This is a genomic window from Neorhizobium galegae (genome assembly GCF_021391675.1).
Taxonomy (GTDB): domain Bacteria; phylum Pseudomonadota; class Alphaproteobacteria; order Rhizobiales; family Rhizobiaceae; genus Neorhizobium; species Neorhizobium galegae_B.
This window is the reverse complement of record NZ_CP090095.1, coordinates 389,964-416,956: the sequence shown is the minus strand read 5'-3', so window position 1 is coordinate 416,956 and position 26,993 is coordinate 389,964. Positions and strand designations below refer to the sequence as shown.

At 63.6% G+C, this 26,993-nt stretch carries 26 protein-coding genes; 12 read left to right on the top strand and 14 right to left on the bottom strand.

From position 1 onward, the window contains the following. Nucleotides 1-65: 65 nt before the first annotated feature. The 4 genes from LZK81_RS02000 (at nucleotide 66) to LZK81_RS01985 (ending at nucleotide 3,866) form a co-directional block, all read left to right on the top strand. Nucleotides 66-674, top strand: coding sequence for a TetR/AcrR family transcriptional regulator (locus LZK81_RS02000; protein WP_233955040.1), 609 nt, complete (start codon nucleotides 66-68; stop codon nucleotides 672-674). A 55-nt stretch (nucleotides 675-729) separates the two neighbouring features. Continuing rightward, nucleotides 730-1,923, top strand: a complete 1,194-nt coding sequence (locus LZK81_RS01995) for an MFS transporter (protein ID WP_418936491.1) — start codon at nucleotides 730-732, stop codon at nucleotides 1,921-1,923. A 111-nt stretch (nucleotides 1,924-2,034) separates the two neighbouring features. Further along, entirely contained in the window at nucleotides 2,035-3,108 is a 1,074-nt protein-coding gene (locus LZK81_RS01990) for an alpha/beta hydrolase family protein (protein WP_233955038.1), read from the top strand. Nucleotides 3,109-3,245: 137 nt separating this feature from the next. Then, nucleotides 3,246-3,866: an HAD-IA family hydrolase gene (locus LZK81_RS01985; protein WP_233955037.1), complete on the top strand. Its 621-nt coding sequence runs from the start codon at nucleotides 3,246-3,248 to the stop codon at nucleotides 3,864-3,866. A 47-nt stretch (nucleotides 3,867-3,913) separates the two neighbouring features. Here LZK81_RS01985 and LZK81_RS01980 read toward each other — a convergent pair whose 3' ends face one another. The 3 genes from LZK81_RS01980 to LZK81_RS01970 form a co-directional block, all read right to left on the bottom strand. Continuing rightward, complete coding sequence (locus LZK81_RS01980; protein WP_046602996.1) at nucleotides 3,914-4,303, bottom strand: hypothetical protein; 390 nt, start codon at nucleotides 4,301-4,303, stop codon at nucleotides 3,914-3,916. A gap of 107 nt (nucleotides 4,304-4,410) precedes the next feature. Then, entirely contained in the window at nucleotides 4,411-4,932 is a 522-nt protein-coding gene (locus tag LZK81_RS01975) for a GNAT family N-acetyltransferase (protein WP_233955036.1), read from the bottom strand. A gap of 31 nt (nucleotides 4,933-4,963) precedes the next feature. Beyond that, a complete protein-coding gene (locus tag LZK81_RS01970) occupies nucleotides 4,964-5,539 on the bottom strand; it encodes a helix-turn-helix domain-containing protein (protein ID WP_233955035.1) in 576 nt (191 codons plus the stop codon). A 175-nt stretch (nucleotides 5,540-5,714) separates the two neighbouring features. On the opposite strand from LZK81_RS01970, the gene LZK81_RS01965 reads away from it, so the two are divergent. The 4 genes from LZK81_RS01965 (at nucleotide 5,715) to LZK81_RS01950 (ending at nucleotide 10,324) form a co-directional block, all read left to right on the top strand. Continuing rightward, a complete protein-coding gene (locus tag LZK81_RS01965) occupies nucleotides 5,715-6,968 on the top strand; it encodes an MFS transporter (protein ID WP_233955034.1) in 1,254 nt (417 codons plus the stop codon). An 82-nt stretch (nucleotides 6,969-7,050) separates the two neighbouring features. Continuing rightward, nucleotides 7,051-8,877, top strand: a complete 1,827-nt coding sequence (gene lepA, locus LZK81_RS01960; RefSeq protein WP_046602993.1) for a translation elongation factor 4 — start codon at nucleotides 7,051-7,053, stop codon at nucleotides 8,875-8,877. Nucleotides 8,878-8,932: 55 nt separating this feature from the next. After that, nucleotides 8,933-9,163, top strand: a complete 231-nt coding sequence (locus tag LZK81_RS01955) for a type II toxin-antitoxin system CcdA family antitoxin (protein ID WP_046603493.1) — start codon at nucleotides 8,933-8,935, stop codon at nucleotides 9,161-9,163. 213 nt (nucleotides 9,164-9,376) lie between these two features. Next, complete coding sequence (locus tag LZK81_RS01950; protein WP_233955032.1) at nucleotides 9,377-10,324, top strand: flagellin; 948 nt, start codon at nucleotides 9,377-9,379, stop codon at nucleotides 10,322-10,324. Nucleotides 10,325-11,259: 935 nt separating this feature from the next. Here the strand turns inward: LZK81_RS01950 and LZK81_RS01945 are convergent. After that, the gene (locus LZK81_RS01945; RefSeq protein ID WP_233955031.1) at nucleotides 11,260-11,514 is read right to left on the bottom strand and encodes a hypothetical protein; all 255 of its coding nucleotides are present in this window, start codon (nucleotides 11,512-11,514) and stop codon (nucleotides 11,260-11,262) included. Between the two features lie 151 nt (nucleotides 11,515-11,665). Beyond that, nucleotides 11,666-12,154: a MarR family winged helix-turn-helix transcriptional regulator gene (locus tag LZK81_RS01940; protein WP_233955030.1), complete on the bottom strand. Its 489-nt coding sequence runs from the start codon at nucleotides 12,152-12,154 to the stop codon at nucleotides 11,666-11,668. Nucleotides 12,155-12,278: 124 nt separating this feature from the next. Here LZK81_RS01940 and LZK81_RS01935 point away from each other — a divergent pair, with 124 nt between their 5' ends. From LZK81_RS01935 to LZK81_RS01920, 4 genes are all read left to right on the top strand, one after another. Further along, on the top strand, nucleotides 12,279-14,213 hold the full coding sequence (locus LZK81_RS01935; RefSeq protein WP_233955029.1) for an FAD-binding monooxygenase: 1,935 nt from the start codon (nucleotides 12,279-12,281) through the stop codon (nucleotides 14,211-14,213). A 136-nt stretch (nucleotides 14,214-14,349) separates the two neighbouring features. Beyond that, entirely contained in the window at nucleotides 14,350-15,003 is a 654-nt protein-coding gene (locus tag LZK81_RS01930; RefSeq protein WP_233955028.1) for a TetR/AcrR family transcriptional regulator, read from the top strand. A 19-nt stretch (nucleotides 15,004-15,022) separates the two neighbouring features. Beyond that, nucleotides 15,023-15,898: an amidohydrolase family protein gene (locus LZK81_RS01925; protein WP_233955027.1), complete on the top strand. Its 876-nt coding sequence runs from the start codon at nucleotides 15,023-15,025 to the stop codon at nucleotides 15,896-15,898. A gap of 82 nt (nucleotides 15,899-15,980) precedes the next feature. Beyond that, nucleotides 15,981-16,937, top strand: coding sequence for a Bug family tripartite tricarboxylate transporter substrate binding protein (locus LZK81_RS01920; protein WP_233955026.1), 957 nt, complete (start codon nucleotides 15,981-15,983; stop codon nucleotides 16,935-16,937). Nucleotides 16,938-16,967: 30 nt separating this feature from the next. On the opposite strand, the gene LZK81_RS01915 is transcribed toward LZK81_RS01920, so the two are convergent. The 9 genes from LZK81_RS01915 to LZK81_RS01875 all read right to left on the bottom strand — a co-directional run bounded on the left by LZK81_RS01915 (nucleotide 16,968) and on the right by LZK81_RS01875 (nucleotide 26,908). Continuing rightward, nucleotides 16,968-17,774, bottom strand: coding sequence for a crotonase/enoyl-CoA hydratase family protein (locus LZK81_RS01915; RefSeq protein WP_046625531.1), 807 nt, complete (start codon nucleotides 17,772-17,774; stop codon nucleotides 16,968-16,970). After that, nucleotides 17,774-18,631, bottom strand: a complete 858-nt coding sequence (locus LZK81_RS01910; RefSeq protein ID WP_233955025.1) for a hydroxymethylglutaryl-CoA lyase — start codon at nucleotides 18,629-18,631, stop codon at nucleotides 17,774-17,776. Before LZK81_RS01910 ends, LZK81_RS01915 begins: the two co-directional genes overlap by 1 nt. Then, nucleotides 18,624-20,630: an acetyl/propionyl/methylcrotonyl-CoA carboxylase subunit alpha gene (locus LZK81_RS01905; protein ID WP_233955024.1), complete on the bottom strand. Its 2,007-nt coding sequence runs from the start codon at nucleotides 20,628-20,630 to the stop codon at nucleotides 18,624-18,626. The genes LZK81_RS01910 and LZK81_RS01905 overlap by 8 nt, the downstream gene beginning before the upstream one ends. A 192-nt stretch (nucleotides 20,631-20,822) precedes the next feature. After that, nucleotides 20,823-22,430, bottom strand: a complete 1,608-nt coding sequence (locus LZK81_RS01900) for a carboxyl transferase domain-containing protein (protein WP_233955022.1) — start codon at nucleotides 22,428-22,430, stop codon at nucleotides 20,823-20,825. Beyond that, a complete protein-coding gene (locus LZK81_RS01895; RefSeq protein ID WP_233955021.1) occupies nucleotides 22,430-23,593 on the bottom strand; it encodes an isovaleryl-CoA dehydrogenase in 1,164 nt (387 codons plus the stop codon). Before LZK81_RS01895 ends, LZK81_RS01900 begins: the two co-directional genes overlap by 1 nt. A 142-nt stretch (nucleotides 23,594-23,735) precedes the next feature. Then, a complete protein-coding gene (locus LZK81_RS01890; protein WP_046609476.1) occupies nucleotides 23,736-24,098 on the bottom strand; it encodes a hypothetical protein in 363 nt (120 codons plus the stop codon). Between the two features lie 92 nt (nucleotides 24,099-24,190). After that, nucleotides 24,191-25,051: an NlpC/P60 family protein gene (locus tag LZK81_RS01885; protein ID WP_233955019.1), complete on the bottom strand. Its 861-nt coding sequence runs from the start codon at nucleotides 25,049-25,051 to the stop codon at nucleotides 24,191-24,193. Nucleotides 25,052-25,086: 35 nt separating this feature from the next. Then, the gene (locus LZK81_RS01880) at nucleotides 25,087-25,428 is read right to left on the bottom strand and encodes a MarR family transcriptional regulator (protein ID WP_037079769.1); all 342 of its coding nucleotides are present in this window, start codon (nucleotides 25,426-25,428) and stop codon (nucleotides 25,087-25,089) included. 85 nt (nucleotides 25,429-25,513) lie between these two features. Beyond that, entirely contained in the window at nucleotides 25,514-26,908 is a 1,395-nt protein-coding gene (locus tag LZK81_RS01875) for a leucyl aminopeptidase family protein (RefSeq protein WP_233955017.1), read from the bottom strand. Nucleotides 26,909-26,993 lie beyond the last annotated feature (85 nt).

The window sequence follows — 26,993 nt, the reverse complement described above, 5'->3', positions numbered from 1 at the left end:
TGCGCTTGACGAAGCGCAAACATGCCTCTATTTGGGAACGATCGTTTCCAAATTAAGCCGATATCATGAACATCAACACTGCGCCGCGCCCGCCGGGTCGCCCCCGCGAATTCGAGATCGAAGAAGCGCTCGACAAGGCGATCATCGTCTTTTCCGAGAGGGGTTATCACGCGGCCTCGATCTCGGAGCTGAAGGACGCCATGGGGCTTGCCGCCGGCAGCCTCTACAAGGCGTTCAAGGACAAGAAGGCGATCTTTCTCGCGAGCTTCGACCGCTACAAGCAGGTCCGTAACGCCCTTCTCGAACAGGAACTGGCCGAGGGCGAGAACGGCCGCGACAAGGTTTCCCGCCTGCTGCGCTTTTATGCCGAGGCATCGCATGGCGAAAGCGGCCGGCGCGGCTGCCTTGTCGTCGGAACGGCGATCGAGCTTGCCGTCTACGATGCCGAAGCCGCCGAACGGGTCGACCGCTCCATGACCCGTACCGAAGCCATGATCGACGGGCTCATCCGCGAGGGCCAGGCGGATGGCTCCATTCCGCCGGCGATCGACCCGCTCACCACCGCCCACGTCCTGCTCTCGGTGACGCAAGGCCTGAGAGTACTCGGCAAGACCGGTCCGAACCGGGACCGTGCCTTTTCCGTGGTCGATACGGCCATGAAACTTCTCGACTGATTTTTATCCGACCCTTCCTCCCAAGGAGCTTCTCATGACCACCAATAGCGCAACGATGGCCACGCCGGCGGCCGCTTCCGGACTGTCCGCCGCCATGACCTTCGTAATGGCCGCTGCCTGCGGGCTCATCGCCGCCAATCTCTACTATTCCCAGCCGCTCGCGGGCCCGATCGCCGCTTCGATCGGCCTGCCGGCGCATGCAACCGGCCTTATCGTCACCCTCACCCAGATCGGCTATGGCCTCGGCCTGCTGCTGGTCGTGCCGCTCGGCGACCTTCTCGAAAACCGCCGGCTGATCCTCACCATGATCGGCGTCGTCACCGTGGCACTGCTCGGCGCCGGCCTGTCGACCGCGTCGGTGCCGTTCCTTGCCGCATCGCTCGCGATCGGCGTCGGCTCCACCGCGGTCCAGATGATCGTGCCGTTCGCCGCCAGCCTGACCAACGACGCCAATCGCGGCCGCGTGGTCGGCAATGTCATGAGCGGACTGATGATCGGCATCATGATGGCGCGGCCGGTCTCGAGCTTCATTGCCGAGTTTTCTTCCTGGCACATCGTCTTCTACCTGTCGGCGGCTGTCATGATCGTGCTCGGCTTCGTGCTCGCGGCCCGGCTGCCGAAGCGCATGCCGCAAACCAAGCTCTCCTATGTCGCCCTGCTCGCATCGATGGGCAGCCTTTACGCCACCCAGCCGGTTCTGCGCCGCCGGGCATTCTACCAGGCCTGCCAGTTCGCCACCTTCAGCCTGTTCTGGACGGTGACACCGCTGGTTCTGGCCGGCCCCGCCTTCCAACTCAGCCAGGCCGGCATCGCGCTGTTCGCCTTGGCAGGTGTTGCCGGCGCCATCGCCTCGCCGATCGCCGGACGCCTGGCCGACCGGGATCTCGGCAAGCCCGCAACGGTCTTCGGCATCGCCGCCGTCGCCGTCGCCTTCGTGATCACCCATATCGCGCCGGAGGGCTCGATTATTGCGCTCGCGCTGCTGACCGTTGCTGCCATCCTGCTCGATTTCGGGGTGACGATGACGCTCGTGATCGGCCAGCGGTCGATCTACAATCTCGGCGCGGACCTGAGAAGCCGGCTGAACGGCCTCTACATGGCGACCTTCTTCTGCGGCGGCGCAATCGGCTCGGCCGTCGGCGCCTGGGCCTTTGCCGAAGGCGGCTGGCTGCTTGCCTCCTCGCTCGGCCTTGCCCTGCCGGTCATCGCCTTCCTCTATTTCCTGACGGAAAAACGCGCCAAGGTTTAAGGCGATAGGACAAGATCACGTTCGAGGACGACCTCGAACGTGATCGAGGTCGCCAACGTGCCACCCTCCTGCCAGGGGTCAGCCTTCGTTTCTCAGATCAACGAGGCTTCCATGCGACCCATCCTTCGCTTTTTTGCTCTTCTGCTGGCGGGCATCAGCAGTTCACCCGTGCTTGCCGCCGATCCCGTCGGCGTCCGGAAAATCAGTGTGGTTTCGCCCGAACACGATCGGGCACTTGCGGTAACCGTCTGGTATCCGTCAAAGGGTGACGGCGAAACGACGTCCATCGGCGACAACCGGATTTTCGAGGGATCGCCTGCATCGAAGAACGCGTCCCTCGAAAGCGGTCGCTATCCGCTCGTGCTCCTGTCCCATGGCTCCGGCTCCCGCGCCGAAGGCATGGCCTGGATTGCCACCAGGCTCGCCGAGGCGGGCTTCATCGTCGCCGGTCCCAACCATCCCGGCACCACGAGCGGCGATTCCACGCCAGCCGCGACGCCGAAGATCTGGGAACGCACTCAGGACCTTTCCGACATCATCACCGCATTGACCGGCGAAGCCCCCTGGAAGGCGGCAATCGACACAGAGCATATCGGCGTTCTCGGCTTCTCGCTCGGCGGCAGTACGGCGATGGAACTTGCCGGCGCACGTGCCGATCTCGGCGCCTACAAACGGTATTGCGACGACTATCCGGCCATGATGGATTGCATCTGGTTCCGAGGCGGGCGCGGTTTTGCCGATGGCGAACAGGTCACGGTCAAAAAATTCGATCTCGAAAGCATCGACAGGACACGCTTCGAACGATCGAACCGCGATCCGCGCATCGCTGCGGCCGTCATGGTCGATCCCGGCCTTGCGACGGCTTTCACGGCCGGCAGCGTGAGAGCCATCGATATCCCGGTGGCCTTCATCAATCTCGGCAGCGTCGGGCAAATCCCGGTCGCGGTGCTTTCGGACGCGCTGGCGAAACAGGCCCCGAATGCCACTTACGCGCAGGTGAAGGGCGCCAACCATTTCAGCTTCCTGCCGGTCTGCAAACCGGGTGCAGCCGAGTTCCTGAAATCCGTCGAAGAGCCCGATCCGATCTGCGATGAAACCACCAGCCGATCGCGGGCCGATATGCACCGGGAACTCACCGGCCTCATCGTGTTAGCCTTCGAGCGTAGCCTCAAACCCGCCCGCTGAGCGAAAAGCGTGCTCTTCGGGTTTTCGTTGTTCAGCGGATCGGGCAATGCTATCCGCTGAACGTCATCATCCGGATATCATCCACCGGTAGGAAGCGGCGTCCAAAACTATGCCGTTTTCAGATCTGGAAATAAGCAATGAAAATTTTGATGGTCGATGTCGACGGCGTGCTCGTTGACGGGCGTCCTAGCGACGGATTGCCGTTCGCAACCGATCTCGAACGGGATCTCGGCCTGCCGGTTGACGTGTGGCAGCGGGAGTTCTTCAAGCCTTTCTGGCCGGACGTCGTCACCGGCCGGGAGCCGATCGAGCCTCGCCTGACCGCGGTGCTTCGGGAAATCGCTCCGCATCTCGAAGCGGAAACGCTGCTCCAATACTGGTTCGAAAACGATTCCCGGCTGGATCAGACACTGCTCGACGATCTTGCCGTGGTTCGGAAAACCGGCATCGCACTTTATCTCGCCACCAACCAGGAACATCGGCGCGCAGCCTATCTGATGGATGGGCTCGGCCTCGCCCGCCATTTCGACGGTATTTTCTATTCCGCCAAATTCGGCCACCGCAAACCGGCGCAGGATTTCTTCCGCCTTGCCACGGCGGAAGTGGGTGCGTCGCCCGAAGACATCGTCTTCCTCGACGACACGTTGGAGAATGTCGAGGCGGCCCGCCTTTTTGGCTGGAATGCGGTTTATTGGACAACCGGTATGACGCTGGAAACGGCCATCGCCCCGTTTACGGCTGTTGAAGAAAACCGCTGAGCCGAAGGGATCGGCCGGCCAATCAGCCGATCCCGTTTCAGACCTGCTTACTCGACCAGGTTGATTTCCTCAGTCTCGCCGCCTTCGCAGACGTAGCAGCAATCTTCGCAGCTCTCTTTGTTGTTCGGGCCGGTGCCCCAATAGGTCTGCTTGTCGCCGGAGACCCAGGCACCGTAGCAGATGTTCTCGCCCTGCTTGCACGAGAGGTGGATCTGCTTTGATTCGCCGTCATCCAGATAATAGACTTGGTTGCCGCCCGGCCAGACATGCTTGCGGTCCTGGCTGTAAAGCTCGACCTCGACGGCGTTCGGATGCTCGTTGCGCATCACGAAGCTCACGTCCGCGGACAGCGCCTGTCCGGCCGTGGAGCAGATGATTGCAGTCAAAACCACCAGAGCTGCGCGGCGCATTGCCGGCAGCGAATTAAAAGTCAACATGAAGCCCCCTATGAAAGCGCCTGATCAACGACGCCCATTCATATGTCCTGATTTGCAAGAATAAATCGAGATGGAGGGGGCCGTGTTGCTGGATTTTTATTCCGTCCTCAAGCAACCCGCTTGTAGAACAGCGTGGTGGCGCAGAAACCGCCTTCCGGCCACAGGGCATAGTCCGGGATGACGCCGACCCGCTCCCAGCCGAAGCGCGGATAGATCTTTTCCGCATCGCTGCCGGTCGCGGTGTCGAGCACCAGAAGCGTGCGGCCGCGCCGGGCGGCTTCCGCTTCCACGGCCTCCATCAGCTTGCGCGACAGGCCGAGCCCGCGAGCGGAGCGATGCACGAGGAGTTTCATCAGGTCGCCGCGATGCGGCTGGTTCGGTTTCGAGGCAAGGCCCACCTGCACCGTGCCGACGACCTTGCCCTCTACTTCGGCCACAGCGAGGATGATGCTGCCTTTTTCGACCGCATCGACAATCTCCTGCCAGTAGCCGACCGCGTCCTCCGGCTCGAAGGGCAGCATGAAGCCGAGCGAAGCTCCGCCGTTGACGCAGTCGGACAGGGTCTCGGAGAGATCGGCGATCGCCGTGCGGGTTTCACCGGCATTGAGGATGCGGATGGTGACGGTCATCTTATGAAGGCTCCTGGCATCTTGAAAAGGTTTAGCGGCCGCGGTCGAGGATGACGGCATAACGAGCCGGCTGGTCGGATGGATTGTGGAAGTCGAAGGCATCGCCGATATCCATATAGAGGCAGTCGCCGGGCTGCAGCCTATGGACGGTCTCGCCGATGATCATCTCCAGCACGCCCTCGAAGAGCCAGACATGCTGGGTCATCACCCGACTTTCCTCGCGCGGCGGAAAGCTGACCCGCGCATGGGCGGGGAAATCCACCTCGACGATATCGACCTTGCTCGGCGTTCCCGGCGGTGAAACCGAGCGGCGCAGATAACCCGTATGCGGATCGCGCCACAGCTTCTGCTCCGCCCTGCGGCTGAGCGGCGAGCTCTGCGGTTCGTCATCGGCGAAGAAGGCGGAGAGCGAGAGGCCGAGCGCTTCCGACAGCCTTGCCAACAGCGCAGCGGTCGGGCTCGCCTCCCCCCGCTCCACCCGCGAAATCATCGCGCGGCTGACGCCGGAGCGGCTCGCCAGCTCGTCCAGCGTCAATCCGGCGCGGGCCCGCAGGCTCTTCAGCCGCTCGCTGATGGCGTTCTCGATGTCATGATCCGTCGTTTCCATAATTTGAGAATTGCATTCTCTTATCATGGAATCAAGCGGTGCGATGCTGGAACCGTCGAATTTTACAAGCGATGGCGCTTCCGCGATAGCTCCTGTCACGGTCCATCGGTTATGGAGCAGTATCGGGCTTCAAGTCGGCGGAAACCGCCGACGCCCGCGCTTGCGGAGGGACGAGATGAACGGCCAGACAATCGAGACGGCGTCGCCCCTGTCGATCGCCAGCATCGTCGTCTCGATGACGATCGCCGCCATCGGCAGCGGCATCATGTCCGCCTATGTTCCTTTCGTGCTGACGCAGACGGGCGACACCTGGGCCGCCAGCGCCGCGGTCCCGACGCTCGCCTTCGGCGGCCTGGTCGGCTGCCTCGTCGGCGGCCCGCTGATCCGCCGGGTCGGCCACGCGCGCCTGTTCTCCTGCTCGATGGCCATGGTGATCATCGCCGCCGTGCTAATCGCCACCAATCCGCCGCCGATCTGGTGGGTGCTGGCGCGCGGCGTTTACGGTGCGGCCTCCAACGTCAATTTCATCATCGCCCAGAGCTGGCTCAACCACGCCGCCTCGAACGAATGGCGCGGCCGGGCGATGTCCTTCTTCTACATGGCCTTCGTGCTGGGCCTCGGCGCCGGCGCCTGGTTGTTCGGACGCATTCCGACGGATGGCAATCTCGCGCCGCTTGCCGTCGTTTTCGTCACCGCGCTCGCCATCCTGCCGATCGGGCTCACCCGCCTGCCGAACCCGCCGGCGCCGGCCAATGTCAATGTCGACATCAGGATGGCCTGGCGCATCTCGCCGGTCGGGCTGATCGGCGTGCTCGCGTCGGGCGGCCTTTCGATGGTGATCCAGGGCTTCGTGCCCATCTATGCGACCACCAATCACGTGGCGCAGACGGATGTGGCGCTGCTGATGCTGGTGATGCAGACCGGCCTGCTGTTCGTGCAATACCCGCTCGGCATGCTGTCGGACCGCATCGACCGCCGTTTCGTGCTGCTGATCACCTGTGCGCTGATCGTCGCGGCGGGTTTTGCGGCGCTGTTCGTGTCTTTCTCGATGATGATCATCCTGATGCTGGTCTTCCTCGTCTTCGGCGGCGCGGTAGAGACCGTCTATTCGGTCGCCAACGCGCATGCCAACGACCGGGCCGACCCCGGCGATTTCGTGCCGCTCTCCTCGACGCTGCTGGTGGCCTGGTCGACGGCAGCCACTATCGTGCCCCTCGGCGTCACGCTGCTCACCCCGGCTTTCGGCCAGCATACCTTCATCTATGCGGTGATCCTGGTGGCGATCGCCTACGGGGCTTACGTGATCTGGCGCCTCACAGAACGCGAGGGCGTGCCTGCCGACGAGCGGGAGAATGTCGGGCTGCGCAGCGCCCAGCTTCCGAACGCCTCGGTGATGACCGGCCCGGAGGCGGAAAAGCCCGCCGAATAGCCTGCGGCCGCGGGCTTTATCCTCAACGAAAGGTTATCTTTCCGCTTTGCGACAGGGATTCGCGCTGCTATATGCGCGAGCCATGAGCACCAATTCCACCCGCACTCCGCTTGACCATATCCGCAACTTCTCGATCGTGGCGCATATCGACCACGGCAAGTCGACGCTGGCCGACCGACTGATCCAGACGACCGGCGGTCTTGCCGAGCGCGACATGTCGGAACAGGTGCTGGACTCGATGGATATCGAGCGCGAGCGCGGCATCACCATCAAGGCCCAGACCGTGCGCCTGCACTACCAGGCGAACAACGGCGAAAAATACATTCTGAACCTGATCGACACGCCCGGCCATGTCGACTTCGCCTATGAAGTGTCGCGTTCGCTGTCGGCCTGCGAAGGGTCGCTTCTCGTCGTTGACGCATCCCAGGGCGTCGAGGCCCAGACGCTCGCCAACGTCTACCAGGCGATCGACAACAACCACGAGATCGTCACCGTCCTCAACAAGATCGACCTGCCGGCCGCCGAACCCGACCGCATCCGCGAACAGATCGAGGAAGTGATCGGCATCGACGCGTCGCACGCCGTACTGATCTCGGCCAAGACTGGCCTCGGCATTCCCGACGTGCTGGAAGCGATCGTCCACCAGCTGCCGCCGCCGAAGAGCGAACTCGGCGAAAAAGGCCCGCTGAAGGCGCTGCTGGTCGACAGCTGGTACGATACCTATCTCGGCGTCATGGTTTTGGTGCGCATTCTCGACGGCGTGCTGACCAAGGGCCAGACCATCCGCATGATGGGCACCGACGCCAAATACCAGGTGGAGCGCGTCGGCGTTCTGACCCCGAAAATGCTGGCCGTCGACAGCCTCGGCCCGGGCGAGATCGGTTTCTTCACCGGCTCGATCAAGGAAGTGGCCGATACCCGCGTCGGCGATACGATCACCGAGGACAAGCGCCCGACCGCCAAGGCGCTTCCCGGCTTTAAACCTGCTCAGCCGGTGGTGTTCTGCGGCCTCTTCCCGGTCGATGCGGCCGATTTCGAGGACCTGCGCGCCGCGATGGGCAAGCTGCGCCTCAACGACGCCTCGTTCTCCTTCGAAATGGAGTCGTCCGCAGCGCTCGGCTTCGGCTTCCGCTGCGGTTTCCTCGGCCTCCTGCATCTGGAAATCATTCAGGAACGCCTGGAGCGCGAATTCGACCTCGACCTGATCGCCACGGCGCCTTCGGTCGTCTACAAGCTGACGATGACCGACGGTTCCGAGCGCGAGCTGCACAATCCGGCGGACATGCCGGACGTGGTCAAGATTTCGGAAATCCAGGAGCCCTGGATCAAGGCGACCATCCTCACCCCCGACGACTATCTCGGTGGCATCCTGAAGCTCTGCCAGGACCGCCGCGGCATCCAGACCGAACTCACCTATGTCGGCAAGCGCGCCATGCTCACCTACGAGCTGCCGCTTAACGAAGTGGTGTTCGACTTCTACGACCGCCTGAAGTCGATCTCCAAGGGTTACGCCTCGTTCGACTACCATCTGCACGGCTATCGCGAGGGCAACCTCGTGAAGATGTCGATCATGGTCAACGGCGAGCCGGTCGACGCGCTCTCCATGCTGGTCCACCGCTCGGCTGCCGAAAAGCGCGGCCGCGACATGTGCGAGAAGCTCAAGGACCTGATCCCGCGGCACATGTTCAAGATCCCGATCCAGGCGGCGATCGGCGGCAACGTGATCGCCCGCGAAACGATCTCCGCCATGCGCAAGGACGTGACCGCAAAATGCTACGGCGGCGACGCCACCCGCAAGCGCAAGCTGCTCGACAAGCAGAAGGAAGGCAAGAAGCGCATGCGGCAGTTCGGCAAGGTCGACATCCCGCAGGAAGCGTTCATTGCCGCGCTGAAGATGAAGGACGACTGATCTTTCCAATGACAGTTCATGCGCATATATTTTGCGCATGAACTTGGAGGTTGGAATGTCCCAGCCCGCCCGCAAATCGACTAGGCTTTTGTTAGACGGCAACCTTGTTGCCGAGGCTCGCGCGCTGAAGATTGACCTCTCGCAGGCCGCCGAGGAAGGCATCGCCAAGGCCCTCAAAGCCGAGCGGGAGCGCCTTTGGCGGCTGGAGAGTGCCGAGGCAATCCGGTTTCACAATGAGTATGTCGAGAAACACGGCCTGCCGCTGGCAAAGTATCGCCAGTTCTGACGATGCGGTTTGATCTTATCGCCGCCCCCACCCCTCAAAAAATCCGCCAATCACTAAAACCTTAATAAATCCTGCAAATGCTTTGAAAGCTCGCTCGTGCAGGGTGATTGCAGGTGATGGGTTCGTGCGCCAACACGGCGACAGCTCAAGGGCATGACGCCGATCTTCACTGCCTGAGCCCGTAACGTGCCCTTCCCACCTGCGAGACGCTTCATGAGCAGCATTTCTTATAATCCGTCGGCCGCATCGGCGCTGCTGTTGCTGACCGGCTCGACCAAGGCGCTGGAGCGTAACACGGTCCAGGTGGCAACCGGTCGCGAGGTCAATACGGCGTCCGACAACGCCGCCTATTGGTCGATCGCCACGTCCATGCGTTCCACGGGCATGTCGCTCTCGGCGGTCGGGGACGCATCGGGGCTTGCCGCCGCGATGACGGATACGGCGTCGCTCGGCATGGAAGCTGCAACCAGCCTCGTTTCCGAGATCAAGTCGAAGCTTATCCTTGCCCGCTCGTCCGGCGTGGACAGGGATGCGATCAATGCCGAGATCACGCAGCTGAAAGAACAGCTGGGCACGGTAACGGAGTCCTCGTCCTTCAACGGCGAGAACTGGCTGAGTTCCGCCGGCGCACCGGGCGTCAAGTCGCTGCTTGCGTCCGCATCGACCAACCCAGACGGCACCACGGCCCTCAACACGATCGATTTCGATACCGCCTCGACGACGCTGACCAGCAGCGGCGATGCTGCCAATGGCCTTCTGACCAAGGCCTATTCGGGCACGACGGAGAATGGCACTCCTTACGAATACTATCTTCTCGATACGGGATCGCAGGGATCGGCAACCGCCAGCGAAATCAAGATCTCGAACGCAACGACCGAAGACGAACTGGACGGCATGATCTCCGCCACCGACAGCATGCTTTCGAGCCTCACTTCCGCCGGTGCCAAGCTCGGCTCCACGTCGAGCCGCATCAGCGCCAATACGGAATTCCTCTCCAAGCTGCAGGATGCGATCGACCGCGGCGTCGGGCGCCTCGTCGATGCCAATATGGAGGAGAGTGCCGTCAAGCTTGCCGCCACGAAGGTGCAGCAGCAGCTCCAGACGATCGGCCTCAGCATCGTCAACGAACAGTCGAAGCGCATTCTCGACCTCTTCCGCTGATACCTCCCCGATATCCGGCCCTCGAGCTTGCTCGGAGGCCGGATATGGCTTTCTCCTTACGCACCCTTCCAGGCGCAACGCCCGGGAAAAGGGGTGTCGCCGTGCGCCGCACAGCGACTGGATCCTCGGGTCAAGCCCGAGGATGACGGAGAGGGCGGCGGATGACGGAGGAGAGGCGCACGACATCCAAGGGTCGTCATCCTCGAGATCCAAGGTCGTCATCCTCGGGCTTGACCCGAGGATCCACCCTCCAGGCGCCAACCATCCGGGCACAATCGATACCTCCCCGTCAGCCCCATCAAACACTTAGCCTCCCCCTCATCCCCGCCCTCCCAACCCGTGCCTACAATCCCCCGTTCCGTCACGGATACACCGGCAGGCGTGCCGGCGAGGCGGGACCGGCGCGGACGTCAAGGGCAAGACGCAAAACCTTGGCGTCCGGGTTCGCGGAAAATGGTCTCCCTCCGGCGACGTGGGACGGGTGAGAAGCTGTCGGACCGACTTCTCGTTTCGTTTTCCATCATGGAGCGCCGGGCGTGCCTGTGAGGCACGCAGGGTGATCGGGGCCGCGCCGTGCGGCGTCCGAGGGTTTTTTCAAAAACCCGGATTGTGCGGCGCAGGTGGAAGACGATGCCGGGCGGCAGTCATGGCCTGCGGCAGCGTGGTCTGAGAGCGTGCATGACGCCCTCTTTCGGAGGGGCACGCAACCGTTCCCACAACCCCCGTCATCGCAGAGGGACCGAAGTCGCGGATATTAACCGCCGAACGGGGCGCTGAGAGGTGTCACTTATTACTTACCTTACGAGGCAGCTTTCAGCGCCCCGTCCGATCCTCGAGTCGCCCTCGGGTTAAACCCGAGGGTCGCCCGAGGATGACGAAAAGAAACCGGGGATCGCCAAGGGATTGTCATGTCTTCTCGCCAGCTCAGGTCTTTGTCAGTGGCGGCGGTCCGCGTGCAGCGGGCGCGGCATGTCGGAATGAGTAATCCAGACGCGCCCGTCGAAGGCCACTTCGCCGTGATCAAGCTTTCTGTTGGCGATCGTTTCGATGAGACCCAGTTTCGAGCGCACGTCGCCGATCCTGCCGTCGTTGACCACGCAGACGGCCTGGCATGTGCCGCCGTCGCGCATGACCAGAAGCGTGTGATGGCTGTTTCGCATGATCTTGTTTGGCAATGTCACGAGCGTCATGCTCTTCTCCTTGCTGTAACCGGACCGAACGCGTGATGCGTGGATGGCAAGGCTCGGGGAATATGGTCAACAAAAGGTTAACGAAACGGGATTGGATGTGCGGCTTGCCCGGCAGCCGGGCGGCCTTGCCCGCAGCGGCGTCGATAGCAGGTCACTTGACCGGCCTGCTCCGGCCGGCCTCGGGAACATCGCGCAGCGGCGCCCGGCTCAGTTCGTTGCCGGCGGCGATCGCCTTGCGCAGAAGCCGCAGCAGTTCGTCGGCTTCCGCTGCCGTCAGGCCGCGCAGCATCAGTTCCTGCGCCGCCTCCACCGCCGGCGCTATTCCGTCGAGGGTCTTGCGACCCTCGTCGGTGATCTGCAGTTCGCGGGCGCGCCGGTCCTTGGTGCTGGCATTGCGCACCAGCAGGCCCTTCTGCACCAGCCGGTCGACGACCCCGGTAATCGTCGTCCGGTCGTAGGCGATCAGCCCGGCGAGCGTGACCTGATCGATCCCGGGATTGATGCTGATCGCGGCGAGCGCCGCGTATTGGACGGGTGTCAGGTCGTACCCGGCTTGCTCCACCTCGGCATGGAAGACCGCCACCGCGATCTGCTGGAACCGGCGGGCCAGATGCCCCGGCATGTCATCGTTGTCTTTCACCAAACTCTCCAAAACCATCGCAAGCTTGACACGTATACTGATAATCAGCATACTGATCAATATTGGATCCGCCGAATCCATTTCCGCGGATGCCCTCAAGAAACATGCGGAGGAAACTGGTTCCATGCAATTCCATCTGAATGGGTTCGAGCCCGGCGACCCGGAAATCTTTCACCCGGAGGATCGATACGCAGCACCTGTCGAGGCAGGGCCGCTTCCTGAGGAAGTCGATGTGCTGATCGTCGGCTGCGGGCCGGCGGGCCTGACGCTTGCCGCACAGCTCTCCACCTTTCCCGGCATCAGGACCTGCATCGTCGACCAGAGATCCGGCCCGCTGCTGCGCGGCCAGGCCGACGGCATTGCCTGCCGCACGATGGAAATGTTCAATGCCTTTGGCTTTGCGGAACGGGTGCTCCAGGAATCCTACTGGGTCAACGAGACCTCGTTCTGGAAACCCGACGACGCAAAGCGCGAGAACATCGTCCGCAGCGGCAGGATCGACGACACGGAAGACGGGCTTTCCGAATTTCCGCATGTCATCCTCAACCAGGCGCGGGTGCAGGATTTCTTCCTCGACGTGATGCGCAAATCGCCGACCAGGCTCGAACCGCATTATTCGCGGCGCCTGATCGATCTGGAGACCGACCCCGCCGCCTCCGACTATCCGGTGACCGCGAGGCTGGAGCGGCTCGACCCCTCCCACGAAGGTGAGATCGAGATCATCAAGGCCCGGTACGTCGTCGGCTGCGACGGGGCGCGCAGCACGGTGCGCAAGTCGATCGGCCGGGCGCTGCACGGCGATTCCGCCAATCACGCCTGGGGCGTCATGGACGTGCTCGCCGTCACCGATTTTCCCGACATCCGCCTCAAGGCGCTGATCCAGTCCGCCGGCGAAGGCAGCATCGTGCTGATCCCGCGCGAAGGCGGCTATATGGTCCGCATCTATGTCGAGATGGACAAGCTCAACGAAAACGAGCGCGTCGCGAGCCGCAACATCACTGTCGACAAGCTGATCGCGGCCGTACAGCGTGTCCTGCATCCCCACACGTTCGAGGTGAAGGAGGTCGCCTGGTGGTCGGTCTACGAGATCGGCCAGCGCCTCACCGACAAGTTCGACGACGTGGCCGAAGACGCGATCGGGGAGCGCTTGCCTCACGTGTTCATCGCCGGTGATGCCTGCCATACGCATAGCCCGAAAGCCGGCCAGGGCATGAACGTCTCGATGCAGGACGGCTTCAACCTCGGCTGGAAACTGGCGGCCGTCCTGCAGGGGCGGAGCGGGCCGGAACTACTGCACAGCTATTCCGCCGAACGCCAGACCATCGCCAAGGAACTGATAGACTTCGATCGCGAATGGTCGGCAATGCTGAGTGCGCCGCTGAAATCCCCGGACGATCCGGACGGCGAAGGCGTCGAGCCGGCAGAGGTGCAGAAGTATTTCGTCCGGTCGGGGCGTTATACCGCGGGTACAGCGACCCGCTACACGCCGTCGGTGCTGACCGGCGAAGCCACCCATCAGCATCTCGCCAAGGGGCTGACGATCGGCACGCGGTTCCATTCGGCGCCGGCGATCCGCCTGGCCGATGCCAAGCCTACGCAACTCGGCCATGCCGCCAAGGCGGACGGCCGCTGGCGCATCTATGCCTTTGCAGGCGCGGAAGATCGCGCGGCCCCCTCTTCTCGGCTGCGGGCGCTTTGCGATTTCCTGGCGGACTCCCCCGCCTCGCCGGTGAAGAGACATACGCCGGCCGGCCAGGACATCGACTCGGTGATCGATTTCCGCGCTGTCTTCCAGCAGGCTCACCGGACGCTCGCCGTAGACACCATGCCAGCCTTCCTCCTGCCCCGGAAGGGCCGCTACGGGCTCTGCGATTACGAGAAGATGTTCTGCCCCGACTTCAAGAACGGGCAGGATATCTTCGACATGCGCGGCATCGATCGGGAACAGGGCTGCATGGTCCTGGTGCGGCCGGACCAGTATGTCGCGCATGTGCTGCCGCTCGATGCCTACGCGGAGCTCGCCGCTTTTTTCGGCGGCTTCATGCTTCTACAACGCTAGCTCGTTTCCTCGGCAGGATCGGTTCCCGGAACTGGCGCCTGCCGCAAAATCGTCTCACCCCTCGGCGCGCAATTTCGATTGACGCCCAATTTGTACAACTGTACAAATTGGGCGTACAGTTGATAATGGATCTTCGATGCGACCGAACCTGAGGGAAGCCTTGCTCAGAAACGCCGTGACCCTGTTTTCCCGCAGCGGCTACAATGCCGTGTCGCTACGGGATATCGCCAAGGCGTCCGGCGCCAATGTCGGCAGCCTCACCTATCATTTCGGCTCGAAGGCGAAATTGCTGCGGGAGGTTTACGAGCGCCACACGGTGCCGATGAACGCCCGCCGCCGCGAGCTTCTGGGCGAAGCCCTGCGGATCAGCGATGCGGATCAGCGGCTCATGGCCATCCTGCGCGCCTATGTCGTGCCGGCCTTCGTCTCCTCCTCGGAGGGCGATGGCGGCGGTGCCGAATTCACCCGGATGCGGGCAGTGCTGTCGGCGGAAGGAAATCCCGACGCGCAGGCGATCATCGCAGACGCATTCGACGAAACGAGCCGCGCCTTCATCAAGGCTCTGGCCGATTGCGTGCCCGGCGCGCCGTTGAGCGGGCTGGTCTGGCGCAGCCAGTTCCTGCTCGGCTCGCTCTATTACGCCCTGATCAATCCGGACCGCGTCACGCGTCTTTCGGGCGGCACGGTCGACGGAAACGATCGGGAAGCCGCCGTCAACCAAATCGTCGAGGCGAGCTATGCGAGCTTTCGAAGCCTCGGCGTCGAAACCAGGCAATCCGAGCGTGCCTGACTTACATGAGGGAAGAAAAATGAACGAAGATCGGCAGGAGAGCGGTCACGGGGCTGGCATTGCACGGCGGAAGCCGGACTTCCTGTTGCCCGACGGCAGCTGCGATGCCCATTGCCACGTTTTCGGTCCGGGAGCCGTTTTTCCCTATGCGCCCGACCGCAGCTATACGCCGGATGACGCACCGAAAGAGGCGCTGGCAAAGCTTCATGACAGGCTTGGCATCGACCGCGCCGTCATCGTTCAGGCGAGCTGCCACGGGACCGACAACCGCGCCATGCTCGACGCGATCGCCTGGCGCCCGGATCGTTACCGCGGCGTCGCGATCGTCGACGACAGTTTTGACGACCGCGCCTACCAGACGCTCGACGACGGCGGCGTGCGCAGCGTGCGGTTCAATTTCGTCCGCCATCTCGGCGGTGCACCGGACCTGGACGTCTTCAACCGGGTGATCGACCGCATCAAGGGACGCGGCTGGCACGTGGTGCTGCATCTCGACGCCGCCGACATCGTGCCGCTTTCCGACATGATCGCCCGGCTGCCGGTCCCCTTCGTCATCGACCACATGGGCCGCGTCGACACCAACCTTGGGACCGACCAGCCGGCGTTTCAGACGCTGCTGGAACTGGTGCGGCGGGAAAACTGCTGGATCAAGGTCTGCGGGTCGGAGCGAATCTCCCGCTTTCCGTTCGATACGGCCGTGCCTTTCGCAAAAGCGCTGGTGGAGGCCAGCCCCGAGCGGAGCCTCTGGGGCACCGATTTCCCGCATCCGAACCTCAAGGAGCCGGTCGACGAGGCCGACCTCGTGGATCTCGTGCCGAAGTTCGCGCTCACGGAAGAGGATCGGCGGCGGCTGCTCGTCGACAATCCCGCACGTTTATACGGTTTCGCCGCCTGAGCGGCCTTTGGAGGAGGAGGAAAGAATGGATTGCACAACTACGGAGAGGTCAGCGGGACGATTCGGACGGCCGGTGCGATGGATGAAATCTCTGGCCGTCGCCCTGACCCTGATGCTGCCGACCGGCGCCATGGCGCAGGACGCCTATCCGTCGAGGGACATTACCCTGGTGTTGCCTTTCGGTCCCGGTGGGATTGCCGACATTACGGCACGCCTGGTGGCCGAGTCGCTCGGCAAGAAACTCGGCCGTCAGATCGTGATCATGAACCAGCCGGGTGCCGGCGGTTCCGTCGCGGCACGGGCGGCGCTGAACGCCCCGGCGGACGGTTACACGCTCGCGCTTCTCTCGAACGGAACCGCGATCAGCGTACCGCTCTTCAAGAACCTGCAATTCGATCCGGTCGCCGATTTCGTGCCGGTGTCGAGCCTTGCCTATTTCGATTTCGTGTTCGTCACCAAGTCAGGCGGTAAATTCAAATCCCTCAAGGATGTTCTGGAAGCGGCCAAAGCCAAGCCGGGCGCGCTCAACGTTGGGACGATCAATGTCGGCAGCAGCCAGAACCTGGCGGCGGAACTCTTCAAGTCGACCTCCGGGATAGATTTCACCATCGTGCCCTACAAGGCCACGCCGGATCTTCAGGTCGCCCTGCTCGGTGGTGAACTCGACGTGATCGTCGACAGCCAGACGGCGCTGAAGGCTGCCCTGCAGCAGAACCAGGCGACCGCTATCGCCTCATCCGGCCCGGCGCGTTCCAGCCTCTCGCCGAACGTCCCGACCGCCGCGGAAGAAGGTGTCAAGGGCTTCGACGTCACTTCCTGGAACGCCATCTTCGCGCCGAAGGGCACTCCGCCGGAAGCGGTGAAGAAGCTGAACGCCGCGCTGGTCGAAGTCCTGGCCGACCCTGCCCTCAAGAAGCGGTTCGCGGATTTGGGCGTCGAAGCCCGATCCAGCACGCCGGAGGAGATCGGCGGCCGCCTGAAGGCCGACATCCAGAAATGGTCGGACGTGATCCAGAAGGCGGGTATTCCGAAACAATGACGCTCGATTGGTCCCGGAGCCTATCCGGGACTAATCCCCGCCTGACTTGGGGGCCACCCAGGGCATCTGCCGACGATTGAGGAAGGCGTCGATGCCGTCGCGGCCTTCGGCGCTTTCCCAACGGTCGGCGAGCAGGCCGGTGCTGTAGCCGACCGGATCTTCGATCGTCTGGCGGGCGAGATTTTGCACAAGGCTCTTGGCGCTGGCGACAGCGCCGGGAGCGCAATCGAGGAAAGCCGAGGCCTCCTCTTCAACTGCCGCATCGAGTTCGTCAGCGGTGCGAACGACGGACACGAGACCGATCTCGCGGGCCGTGACCGCATCGAAGCGGCGGGCGTTGAGGAACAGGCGACGGGCATGGCCTTCACCGATCCGGCGCACGACGTAGGGTGCGATGGTAGCGGGGATCAGGCCGAGCCGTGTTTCAGTGAGCGCAAACCAGGCGCTTTCAGCCGCGATGACGATATCGCAGACGGCCATCAGGCCGATGCCGCCACCGAAGGCATTGCCCTGCACCCGGCCGATCAGCGGTTTCGGCAAGTCATCCAGCGCTTTCAGCATCAGCGCGAGTTCCGTGGCGCCCTCGATCTTGCCGGCGCGATCCCTTGCCGCCTGGTCGCGCATCCATTGCAGGTCGCCGCCGGCGCAGAAGGTGGGGCCGGCGGATGCGAGAACCACGACCCGCACCGCCTCGTCGGCTGCGAGCTTGCCGGCCGCGTCCGTCAGATCGGCAATCATCCGCGCATTCATGGCGTTGTGCTTTTCGGGCCGGGCGAGCGTCAGCTTCACGACGCCGCGGTCATCCCGTTCCAATGTCAGCGTTTCGTAAGCGCCCATCAGCGCGCTCCCCTCAGGCTGCGGGCAAAAGCCTCCGCCTCGGTCAGCCGGTCGCGGTCGATGCGGGTTTCAAAACCCAGCGCATGTAGATGATCGACAGTCTTGCCGGTCGCGACATTGCCCTCCGCACCCGGAGCATAGGGGCAGCCACCAAGCCCGCCCGCCGCAGCGTCGAAAACGCGCAGACCTTTTTCGAGCGAGACGGTGATGTTGTCGAGCGCCCGGCCGTTGGTGTCGTGAAAATGCCCAGCGAGATGGGCCGCCGGCATGCGCTCCAGGACCGCATCCAGCATGGCGGCGACCCGATCCGGGGTGCCGGTGCCGATCGTATCGGCCAGCGCCACCTCACCGCAGCCCAGCGCATGAAGCTCCGTTGCCACCCGCGCCACCTGCGCCGGCGGCGTCGGACCATCGAAGGGACAGTCGACGGCGCAGGAGACATAGGCGCGGACCGGGATGCCGTCGCGACGGGCACTGTCGATCAGCGGCGCGAACCGCTGAAAACTCTCCGCGATGCTGCAATTGATGTTGCGGTGGCTGAAACCTTCGGACGCCGAGGCGAAGACGGCGACTTCATCCGCTTTGGCCGAGACGGCCCCCGCATATCCCCGCACGTTCGGTGTCAGCACCGTGTACAGCGTCCCCGGACGGCGGGTAATGCCTGCCATGACCTCGGCAGCATCGGCCATCTGCGGCACCCAGTCGGCGCGCACGAAGCTCGTCACCTCGATCTTTTCGAAACCGCAGGCCGAAAGCAGGTCAACCAGCCGGATCTTGTCGGCGGTGGAAATGAGCCCCTTCTCGTTCTGAAGCCCGTCGCGCGGGCCCATTTCGTGGATGCGGACGAAATCAGCCATCCTGCGGCTCCCCGGCTTCCGGCTCAGGCTCAAGGGAGAGCAGCACCGCGCCTTCGATCACCTGTTCGCCCTGCGACACCAGGACATCGGCAATCGTTCCATCGCGCGGGGCGGCAAGCGTCAATTCCATCTTCATGGCTTCCATGACGACAAGGGCCTCACCTTTCGCGACGGAGGCTCCCGGCGTGGCACGGAGGAGCTTTACGAGGCCCGGCATGGGCGCGGCGATGCGATCGCCGCCGGCGGTAATCTCATCCTCACCGGCAAGGGGATCGATAAGGCCGAAGTGCCAGTTCTCGCCATCGCCGAAGATCGTCACGTCACGTTCGCCGGAGACCAGATGGACGCGATGTTTCCGGCCGTCGGCCTCCAGAAGACAAGCCTCGGCGCTCAGGCGAGAGAGGCGGAAATCCACCGGCTTGCCGTCGACCGTGGCCGCATAGACGCCCTCTCCGATCGATCCGAACGAGACCGGCACGTGCTGACCGCGGTAGTCCAGTTCGACGAAATCGGAAGCTTCGGACCATAACCGGAATCCGGATAAGCGATCCCAGGGATCACTTCCGCTCTTCGGCTCCAGGGCACCGGAAAGTTTCAACGCGGCCAAGGCCATGGCCTCGCGAGACGGGGCCTGACCGATCGTCAATTCCGCCAGATGCCTGTCGATCAGGCCGGTATCGGGCAGCCCCTCAACGAAATCCGGCTGGATCGTTAGCCGGCGAATAAATGCGGCGTTGGTGGTCACGCCGGTGGTACGAACTTCGGCAAGGGCGGCCGACAGCAGCGAGAGCGCTGTCTGGCGATCCGGGCCTCGGGTGATGATTTTCGCGATCATCGGATCGTAGAAGGGCGAGATGCGGTCGCCGGCGCGCACGCCGCTGTCCACGCGCGCCAGCTCCTCCGGCAGGTCGAGATGGGCAAGCCTGCCGGTGGCGGGCAGAAAACCCCGCTCGGCATCCTCCGCATAAAGCCGAGCCTCGAAGGCCCAGCCGCTGATGAACAGTTCGTCCTGCCGGCGCGGCAGGGACTCGCCGGACGCGACGCGAAGCTGCCATTCGACGAGATCGACGCCGGTGATCGCCTCGGTCACCGGATGCTCCACCTGCAGGCGAGTGTTCATCTCCATGAACCAGAAACGGTCGGCCTTCAGCCCATCGGAGGCATCGGCGATAAACTCGATCGTGCCGGCACCGGAATAGGAGATCGCCATCGCGGCCTTGACGGCCGCCTCGCCCATGGCAAGGCGCATCTCCTCCGGCATGCCGGGGGCCGGCGCTTCCTCGATGACCTTCTGGTGGCGGCGCTGCAGCGAGCAGTCTCGTTCGAAGAGGTGCACGACATTGCCGTGGTCGTCGCCAAAAACCTGGATTTCGATATGGCGTGGATGGGCGATGTATTTCTCGATCAGGCAGGCGGCATCGCCGAAGGCGGCCAGAGCCTCCCGCTGCGCCGAGGCGAGTGCTTCCCCGAAGTCGGCTGCGCTTTCGACCCGCCGCATGCCCTTGCCGCCGCCGCCGGCGCGCGCCTTGATCAAGACCGGGAAGCCGATGCGCTCCGCCTCATCCAGCAGGAAATCCGGATCCTGTTCGGCGCCGTGATAGCCCGGGACGACAGGCACGCCCGCCTTTTCCATCAGCGCCTTGGCGGCGTCCTTGAGGCCCATGGCGCGAATTGCATCCGACGATGGGCCAATGAACCGGATGCCGGCGGATGTCACCGCATCGGCGAAGTCGGGATTTTCCGAGAGGAAGCCGTAACCGGGATGGATGGCGTCGGCGCCGGTGCGCAGCGCCGCCTGGATGATCGTCTCGCCGCGCAGATAACTTTCGGCGGCGGGGGACGGACCGATATGGACGGCCTCGCCGGCAAGCGACACATGCAGCGCGTCACGGTCGGCGTCGGAATAGACGGCGACCGTGGCGACACCCAACCGGTGGCAGGTGCGGATGATGCGGCAGGCGATCTCGCCGCGATTGGCTATGAGGACTTTTCTCAGCATGAGGCCGCACCGAGATACCAGGAAGAGTAAACCCCTCCCCAACCCCTCCCCACAAGGGGGAGGGGCTTACCCCGCCGCACCGGCCGTGGACTTGAAGCGAGGCCTTGCCGCGAGTCTTCTCCCCCCTTGTGGGGGAGATGGCCGGCAGGCCAGAAGGGGTCTTTGGATGTGCTCTGCTGCATCAAACCAACCTCACATCCGGAACACGCCGAAGCGTGTATCCTCGATTGGGGCATTGAGCGCGGCAGAGAGGCTCAAGCCCAGGACCTGCCGTGTCCTGCCGGGGTGGATGATGCCGTCGTCCCAGAGGCGGGCGGAGGCATAAAGCGGGTGGCTCTGTTCCTCGAACTGGTCGAGCACCGGCTGCTTGAAGGCCGCCTCCTCTTGCGCTTCCCAAGCCTTGCCGCCGCGTTCGATCGCGTCGCGCCGGACGGTGGCAAGCACGCCGGCCGCCTGCGGGCCGCCCATCACCGAGATGCGGCTGCTCGGCCAGGTCCAGAGGAACCGCGGCGAATAGGCCCGGCCGGCCATGCCGTAATTGCCGGCGCCGAAGGAGCCGCCGACCAATATCGTGACCTTGGGCACCGAGGTGGTCGCTACCGCGGTCACCAGCTTGGCGCCGTGCTTGGCGATGCCTTCCGCCTCGTATTTGCGGCCGACCATGAAGCCGCTGATGTTCTGCAGGAAAACGAGCGGGATTTTCCGCTGCGAGCAGAGTTCGATGAAATGCGCGCCCTTCTGGGCGCTTTCGGAAAACAGCACGCCGTTGTTGGCGATGATGCCGACGGGAATGCCGAAGACATGCGCGAAACCGCAGACCAGCGTCATGCCGAAGCGCGCCTTGAACTCTTCGAAACGCGAGCCATCCACCACCCGCGCGATCACTTCGCGGATATCGTAGGGCGTGCTCAGCGACGACGGGACGATCGCGGCGATTTCTTCCGGATCGTAAAGCGGCTCCTCCGGCGTCGCCAATACCACGGTATCCGGTTTGCGGGTGTTCAAGCCAGCGACGGCGCGGCGAACCAGCGCCAAAGCGTGGGCGTCGTCGCGGGCGAGATGATCCGCCACCCCGGAGAGCCTTGTGTGGACATCGCCGCCGCCAAGGTCCTCGGCCGAGACCTCCTCGCCTGTCGCGGCCTTCACCAGTGGCGGGCCGGCGAGGAAGATCGTGCCCTGGTCCTTGACGATAATCGCCTCGTCGGACATGGCCGGCACATAGGCGCCGCCCGCCGTGCAGGAACCCATGACGGCGGCGATCTGGGCTATGCCCTTCGCCGACATGCGCGCCTGATTGAAAAAGATGCGGCCGAAATGATCGCGGTCGGGAAACACCTCGTCCTGGTTCGGCAGATTGGCGCCGCCGGAATCGACCAGATAGACGCAAGGCAGCCGGTTCTCCTCGGCGATCTCCTGGGCGCGGAGATGTTTCTTGACCGTCATCGGATAATAGGTGCCGCCCTTCACCGTGGCATCGTTGGCGACGATCATCACCTCGCGGCCTTCGACCCGGCCGATACCGGTGACGATGCCGGCCGCCGGGCTCGCGCCGCCGTAAAGCCCGTGGGCCGCGGTAGCGCCAACCTCCAGGAAAGGCGAGCCGTGATCGAGCAGCCGGGCGATACGTTCGCGGGGAAGCAGCTTACCGCGCTTGACATGCCGCGCCCGCGCTTCCTCGCCACCACCGGCTTCGGCGAGCGCCACCGCCGCCTCGACCTCGGCAAGCTTTGCCTGCATCGCGGCGCGGTTCGCTTCGGCGGCTTCGCTCCTCAGGTTGACCGCAGACCGGATGACAGCCATCAGGCGGTTTCCTTGAAGAGTTCTCGGCCAATCAGCATGCGGCGGATTTCCGACGTGCCGGCGCCGATTTCCATCAGCTTGGCGTCGCGCAGCAGCCGGCCGGTCGGGTTTTCGTTGATATAACCGTTGCCGCCGAGGATCTGGATTGCCTGCAGTGCCTGCTGGGTCGCCTGTTCGGAGGCATAGAGGCAGCAGGCGGCGGCATCCTGGCGCGTCACGGCGCCACGATCGCAGGCGGCGGCCACCGCATAGACATAGGCACGGGCGGAGTTCATCGCCGTGTACATGTCGGCGACCTTGGCCTGGATCAGCTGGAATTCGCCGATCGACTGGCCGAACTGCTTTCGCTCATGGACATAGGGCATGACCACGTCGAGGCAGGCATGCATGATGCCGATGCCGATGGCCGAAAGCACGACGCGCTCGTAGTCGAGCCCGGACATCAGCACGCGCACGCCGCCACCCTCGGCGCCCATGACGTTTTCGGCCGGCACTTCGCAATCCCTGAACACCAGTTCGCAGGTATTGGAGCCGCGCATGCCGAGCTTGTCGAGCTTCTGGGCGGTCGTAAAACCCTTGAAACCCTTTTCGACGAGGAAGGCGGTGATGCCTTTGGAGGCGGCGGCCGGATCGGTCTTGGCATAGACCACCAGCACATCTGCATCCGGGCCGTTGGTGATCCACATCTTGGTTCCGTTCAGGACATAGCGATCGCCGCGCTTCTCGGCGCGGAGCTTCATCGAGACGACGTCGGAACCGGCGCCGGGCTCCGACATGGCAAGCGCACCGACATGCTCTCCCGAGCAGAGTTTCGGCAGGTAACGCGCCTTCTGATCGGCATTGCCGTTGCGGTTGATCTGGTTGACGCAGAGATTGGAATGGGCGCCGTAGCTGAGCGACGTCGAGGCCGAGGCGCGGGCCAGTTCCTCGACGGCGACCACATGAGAGAGATAACCGAGGCCCGTGCCGCCGAAATCCGGGTCGGCGGTAATGCCGAGCAGGCCGAGTGCACCTAGTTCAGGCCAGAGATCTCGGGCGAATTCGTTGCTGCGGTCGATTTCGTCGGCGCGAGGCTTGAGTTTTTCCTGCGCGAAACGGTGGACCGTCTCACGAACAGCGTCGACCTCCTCGCCGAGCGCAAAATTCATGCTTGCGTGGAACACCCTGCATCCTCCCGGTGTACCAAGTTTAGTATGTCAGAAAGTAGTGGGGCAGCAGCGGCAGGTCGTCAATGGCTGGGCGGCGCTCTGGCGCGACATCGCAAGATACGGTCTTCCCGTTCGCCGCGTTTGAACGAAGATTGCCCTATTCGGGCAGATGATAGGGGTGAATGCCGGGAGCCCATTCATTGTTCGGCATGCGCGTACCGGTATAGGTTACGCCGCTCGGCGTCTTGCAGCGATAGATCCGGGTCGGCATCACGTCGCCATAGAGAATGTCGAAACTGCCACGACTGCGGTAGACGTTCTCGATATCGCTGGTGCATTCATAGGCCTGTTTCTTCGCGTGTTCTTCCTCGGGCACGACGCCTGGCAGGTTACGGAAGTAGGTCTGCACATCCTTGGGGAAGGCCTGGGGCTCGGCCGCGAATACCTCAGCCGGAACCAGCGCGGCGACAAGCAGCGCCACGAGCATCACGGCCGGCAGTATCCATGCACCTTTGAGCATCAATCGACTCCTCATCCACGAAAGCCGCGGACGAATCAGAGATATGGACGGCAGGATGTCCAATCCATGGGCCAGGGACCACGTTTGCGTGATCATCGGCGGTTATCCAGGCGGCGATAGCCGGTGGGCTGTTGGTAGAGCCAGCCGATCCGCTGAACGGCCGCCTCGAAATTCTCGCGGGCGACGCTCATCGTGTGGCCGTTGGCGTGGAGAAGCGTCTCGACATTCTCCATGATGCCGACATGACCCTTCCATAGAACGAGGTCGCCGCGGCGAAGTTCCCCGCGGGTGATCTCTTTGCCGATCGAGGCCTGCATATCGGAGTCGCGCGGGGCAAATTGGCCGGTCATCATCAGGGCGAGTTGCACGAGCGACGAGCAATCAAGACCGAAACCGGAACGGCCACCCCAGAGATAGGGCGTCTCGATGAATTTTTCGGCGATGGCGACGTAATCGTCACCCAAGGTTTCGGCGATGGGGAGGCAATGGCGGGCGATCACCGCCTCGCCGCTCGCCAGGACGAAATAACGGGTACCACGGGTTTCCGCCTCGCCGGCGACGGTGACGCGGCTGCCCATGGACAGGGCGCCGATCGGCGGCTTGCGGAGCTCCGGTTTCGGATACAGGAAGGTGCGGGGCACGGCGATGCGGTGGGTGGGTTCATCCAGGCTTCCGAGCATCGCCTCCGGCAGGTAGCCGACATAACCGTCCTGATCGGCCTGCACCCAGGCAAAACCATCGGCGCGGTCGAAGACGCGGACGGTTTCGCCCCACAAAAGTTCGGTATCGATGCCGCAGGCAAGGTCCGGTGCCTGGCGGAGCTGGGCCACCGGCACGGCGATGCGTGCCGGTTCGCCGCGGACGAACTGGCCTGCCTCGACGCTGCCCTTCAGCGTCTCGTCTGCGAGGTCGGGGCGGAAGGCGTGCAGGCGTCTGTCGAGCAGCTCGGTCATCTCAAAATCCCTTCGGGCGCTTCACGGCAAACCCATCACTGGCGGCCTTCCCGGATGATCAGGTCGCCCAGCTTTTCCAGATAGAGCGCACCCGCCACCGTGCGCTTGATCACCACGTTGCGGCGGTCCCGCTCGTCGCGCTGGCGGTCCACCAGTCCCATCTCGCCCATCGTGTCGAGCGCGCGGGTGATGACCGGCTTGGTGACGCCAAGCGTCGCCGCCAGCCCGCGCACCGTGTGCGGCGGCGGCACGAGGTAAATATGCAGCAGAATGGACATCTGGCGCAATGTCAGATCGCGGCCGTCGTGGCGCACCTGCTCCAGCGATACCCGGTGCCAGAGGCCCAGCGCTTCCGTGGCGGTCAGTTCAACCGGCATCACCACCTCGGTTCGAAATCCGGCCTCGGTTTACAATCCGACGGATTTTAGGCCGAAAATCTTACCGGTTTGTTTCGGAGCCGGTTTATTTCGCGGCCATGTCGCGGATCGTTCGGTAGAGCGCACGGATCGCAAACGCCTCGCCGCCGACCGGTGCCTGCGGCTTTTCGGCCGCCACCCAGCCGTAGATGTCGAAATGCACCCAGCTTTTGGTCGCCGTGACAAAGCGCTTGAGGAAGAGCGCTGCGGTGATCGCGCCGGCCATGCCGCCCGAGGGCGAATTGGTGATATCGGCGGCGCGGGAGCGGATATCCTTGTCGTAGCCCATCCACAGCGGCAGGCGCCACATCGGATCGGCTTCAGCGCGGCCCGCGTCCATCAGCTTGCCGGCAAGCGCTTCGTCGTCGGTGAAATAGGGAGCAAGCTCGACGCCGAGCGCGACGCGGGCGGCACCCGTGAGCGTCGACATGTCGACCATCAGGTCCGGCGGGTTTTCGTCCGCGTAAGCCAGCGCATCGGCAAGGACCAGCCGGCCCTCCGCATCGGTATTGTCGATCTGGACGGTGATGCCCTTGCGGCTCCTGTAGATATCGCCGGGGCGGAAGGCATTGCCGGAAATGGAGTTCTCGACCGCCGGCACCAGAACCTGCAGATCGACCTCGAGACCGGCATCCATGATCATCAGGGCAAGTCCCATGACGTTCGCGGCACCGCCCATGTCCTTCTTCATCAGCGCCATGTTGGCGGCACCCTTGATGTCGAGGCCGCCGGTATCGAAGCAGACGCCCTTGCCGACCAGGGTGACGCGCGGATGACCCTTCTGGCCCCAACGCATTTCGAGCAGGCGCGGGGCTGAGACGCTGGCGCGGCCGACCGTATGGACGAGCGGGAAATTCTGGGCGAGCAGGTCTTCGCCGACGATCGAGGTCACTGTGGCGCCATAATGTTCGCCGAGCGCCCGGAAGGCTGCTTCCAGCTCGATCGGCCCCATCTCGTTGGTCGGGATATTGATGAGGTCGCGGGCGAGGAAGACGCCGGCAAGCTGGCGCTCGACATCGGCGGCATCGGCCGTGGCCGGGATCGCAAGCCGGACGTCCTTCGGTTTTTCGGACTTGTAGCGGCTGAAGCCATAGGTACCGAGGCCGTAACCGAGAGCAAGATGCGTATCGCCAAGCGTCGAGGTCTCGACATGCCAGTCACCCGCGGGCAGGAGCTTCGAGAGTTTTCCGGTGATGAAAGGCGCCTCGGCGGGATCGCTGCCAAGGCCGAACAGGGCGCTGCCTATCTCGCCGCCGGCCGCCGGCACCAGAAGCAGCGCGCTGGCTTCCGCCTTGAACCCTGCCGCCTTCGCCCAGGCGAGTGCCCCCGCGTCGAACTTCCCCGGTTCGATGTCGGCAGGCGTTACGGCATGGACCGGCCTGGTCGCCGCTCCTTTCGCGCTGAAGGGAGAGGGACGTTCGATATATTGATAGGGTGCCATGGAGGGAGCCTTCGGAAGCTGCTGGAATCGCTCGTCTTAACGATCTGTTAGGGTTAACAGTTTATTGCTGGAGTGGAAATGCGCT